This window comes from Veillonella dispar, from assembly GCF_937975875.1.
GTDB lineage: Bacteria > Bacillota > Negativicutes > Veillonellales > Veillonellaceae > Veillonella > Veillonella dispar_B.
In genome coordinates, this window is record NZ_CALJSP010000010.1 from 1 (window position 1) to 3,514 (window position 3,514).

General features: G+C 40.9%; 4 protein-coding genes. 2 read left to right on the forward strand and 2 right to left on the reverse strand.

Features of this window, described 5'->3' with window-relative positions:
- Together Q7P05_RS00385 and Q7P05_RS00390 are read left to right on the forward strand one after the other, a co-directional pair.
- On the forward strand, positions 1–370 hold a 370-nt coding region (locus tag Q7P05_RS00385; RefSeq protein ID WP_303929997.1), incomplete at its 5' end, for a metal ABC transporter permease.
- A 208-nt stretch (positions 371–578) separates the two neighbouring features.
- On the forward strand, positions 579–989 hold the full coding sequence (locus tag Q7P05_RS00390) for a Fur family transcriptional regulator (RefSeq protein ID WP_303929998.1): 411 nt from the start codon (positions 579–581) through the stop codon (positions 987–989).
- Positions 990–1,089: 100 nt separating this feature from the next.
- On the opposite strand, the gene Q7P05_RS00395 is transcribed toward Q7P05_RS00390, so the two are convergent.
- Positions 1,090–2,430: an anaerobic C4-dicarboxylate transporter gene (locus Q7P05_RS00395; RefSeq protein ID WP_303929999.1), complete on the reverse strand. Its 1,341-nt coding sequence runs from the start codon at positions 2,428–2,430 to the stop codon at positions 1,090–1,092.
- Positions 2,431–2,646: 216 nt separating this feature from the next.
- On the reverse strand, positions 2,647–3,514 hold an 868-nt coding region (locus Q7P05_RS00400; protein ID WP_303930000.1), incomplete at its 5' end, for an aspartate aminotransferase family protein.

Genomic DNA, 3,514 nt, shown 5'->3' on the forward strand with positions numbered 1-3,514 from the left:
ATACATCGCCTATGATGAAGAAGCAGCTCGTGTAGCCGGTGTTAAGGTAGATTTTATTAACTATATCTTTGCTATTCTAATGGCTGCAGCCGTGTCTATTTCCATTAAAATCGTCGGCGTCCTTGTACTAAGTGCAATGATTGCTCTGCCCGTTGCATCAGCCTTACAACTAGAAAAAGGATTTAGAACGACTTTACTATGCTCCATTGGATTTAGTTTGCTTGCCATGATTATTGGTCTATTCGGATCATACTATCTTAATGTGGCTCCTGGTGGTTTCGTATCTCTAACGTCGGTAGGAATCTTGCTAGTGGTGTTAGTCATTAAAAATATTCGGGCTATCATAAGACGAATCCAATTTAGCAAGTAGGCTAAAACCATAACTAATGTATTTAGGCACAAACAATATAGCTAGTTAGAGTAATATAGCTAATCAGAGTTAAATAATATAACTAGTTTTATTTAAAATATAGCTAACTAAATCCGATAACATATTTGATATTGTATTAGCCATATAAAACATTCAATTATACAAATGTATAGCACGTTTAGTATTAAAATAAAGTCGAAAGAGAGTTATGAAGACAACAACTTGGCCAGAAGGCATAAAAAAGACCAAACAGCGTGAAGCCATTTGGTCCGTATTAACAACTACAGATAAACCTATTACGGCTATGGAAATCGCAGAGCGATTAGGCGATGGTAGCACTACATGGATGTCTACTATTTACCGCACTCTTGAGCTGTTAGAAGCAAAGGAAATCGTTACCCGTACAACACTCATGGGTAGCGATATGGCATATTATGAAATTACACCGCATACACACCGCCACTATGCAGTGTGTACAAAATGTGGAGCCATGATACCTCTGCACACATGCCCTGTTGTAGAAATGCCACAGGAATTAATTGATGCAGGCTTTACGGTGACAGAACATCATCTAGAAATTGCGGGGATCTGTAAAAACTGCAAGAATAAAGGCGAGTAAAAATCTATAAGTAAATGCAAGAAAAAGGACGTAACTTTAAGAGTTACGTCCTTTTGTAATTTTATGATGTTTCGTATTAGCTTTATTTAACTTTCACCTATTACAACATCAATGGCGCTACTACGAAGCCAAGTGCTACTGAAATCGCGATGGCAAGTACACCAGGGATGAAGAACGGATGGTTAAATACAAGCTTACCGATTCGTGTTGAGCCGGTATCGTCCATTTGTACAGCCCCCAAAAGTGTTGGGTATGTAGGCAATACGAAGAGTGCAGATACAGCTGCGAAGGATGCGATGATAATGTATACGGATCCTGGGTTCTCTGGAGTAATACCGAGAGCTAGAATTACAGCTGGTACCAATGCTTGTGTAGTCGCCGCTTGGCTATACAACAATGTACTAGCAAAGAAGAATGCTACAGCTAATAGGAATGGATATGCTGTTACCAAGCTAGATGCAAGAGCTTTAATTTCAGGAATATGACCTTTTACAAAAGTATCGCCCAACCATGCTACGCCTAGTACGCAGACACATGCGGATAAACCGGATTTAAATGTGCTTGTATTAACAAGTTGTGCTGTATCAATTTTACAAAAGAATGTAATAGCCGCTGCAATTACCATCATGAAACCAACGATGGCATCATTTCGACCCAAAATAACAGGTTTAATAAGACCAATGTTCTTGGAGATGGCAGTTGCATAGAATACGATACAAATAATACCAATCAAGAAAATCAATACAGAAGTTTTCGCACCTGGTTTCAAGTGGAAATCAGCACTCTTTTCACGAGGTGGAGCCACATGACCTGCTGCCAGACGTTCTTGGTAAACTGGATCGGAAGACAAATCATTATTCGCGAAGGTAGACATGATAAATGCCGTAATCATAACCGCTACGAATGTAGTAGAAATGCAGATGGCAAGCAATGTTGGATAGTTAACCCCATATGGTTCAAGGAAACCACTCATAGCAACAACTGCTGCGGATACTGGGCTCGCTGTAATACCAATTTGGCTTGCTACAACGGCAATGGATAATGGTACAGATGGCTTAATATTTTCACTTTTTGCCACCTCTACAATTACAGGAATCATAGAAAATGCTGTATGACCTGTACCAGCCAATAGCGTTAAGAAATACGTAACTGTTGGTGCTAAGTAGTTGATATGCTTAGGATTTTTACGCAAAATACCTTCTGCAATACGCACCAAATAATCGAGACCGCCAGCGAGTTGTAAAGCACAAATAGCAGCGATAGCAGACATGATGATGAGGATTACATCCCAAGGAATCTGCCCTGGGAACATCCCCATGCCGAGGCTTAACAACACTACACCAAGGCCGCCAGCGTAACCGATGCCCATACCACCTAGACGAACGCCGAGGAAGATGGCACCAAATAAAATAATAACTTGCATAATTACATAAATGTCCATACGATGACCTCCTTTATACGTATATAGTATCATAGATATGCAAAAATATCATCGAATTTTCACAATGTATAGTCTATAGTTTAAAGACTTAACGAAACATTATCCGCTAAACATATAAAAAGCTATATATGCCGACGACTCTAGAACCGTAGAATCATGACATATATAGCTTTTACGTTTACCTTAAATCTTTATAAAATACTTAGCCGTAAATTGTTATAGAATTATTGGTCGTAAGTCTTCGAGGATTCCCTCTTCTTCAGTAGCGCGTTGGATACTTTCACCAACAATGCGAACCATATCCTCTAATTGTTCCACAGTGGACGCCAATGGCGGCATGAGGATTACCACATCACCGATTGGACGGCAGATGAGGCCTTGTTCACGAGCAAGGATGGCCACTTTAGCCCCTACCGCATCATTTGGACGATACGCCTCATGAGTAGCCACATCTTTTTCAAGTTCAATCCCTACGATGAGGCCTCGTTGACGAACCTCTTTAACATGTTTCAAGTTTTCAATTGGCTTCAATGCATTGGTGAAAGCCTCGATTTTCTTAGGTAATCCTTCGATAACCTTTTCATCGCGGAATACTTGTAAAGAAGCTAGTGCGACGGCACAAGCCAAGGCATTCCCTGTATAGGAGTGGCCATGGTAGAAGGTTTTCTTTTCTTCAAATGTACCGAGGAAGGCATCGAATACACGTTGTGTCGTCAATGTAGCAGCGAGAGGCATATAACCGCCAGTAATACCTTTGGACAAGGTCATGAAGTCTGGCGCTACCCCTTCGTGTTCACAGGCAAAGAATTTACCTGTACGACCAAAGCCTGTGGCTACTTCATCGACAATGAGGAATACGTCATGTTTCGCCGTTAATTCACGAACCCGTTTCAAATAGCCATGAGGCATAACAAGCATGCCTGCTGCAGCTTGTACTAATGGTTCCATAACGAGAGCTGTGATTTCATCGCCCTCTTCGTTGAGGATGCGTTCTAATTCGGCCAAAGACTCTTCAAAGGCTTTTTCTCGATCAGCTACATCGCGATATACACCAGGGCTTGGCAATGTCAAAGGTTTGAATAAT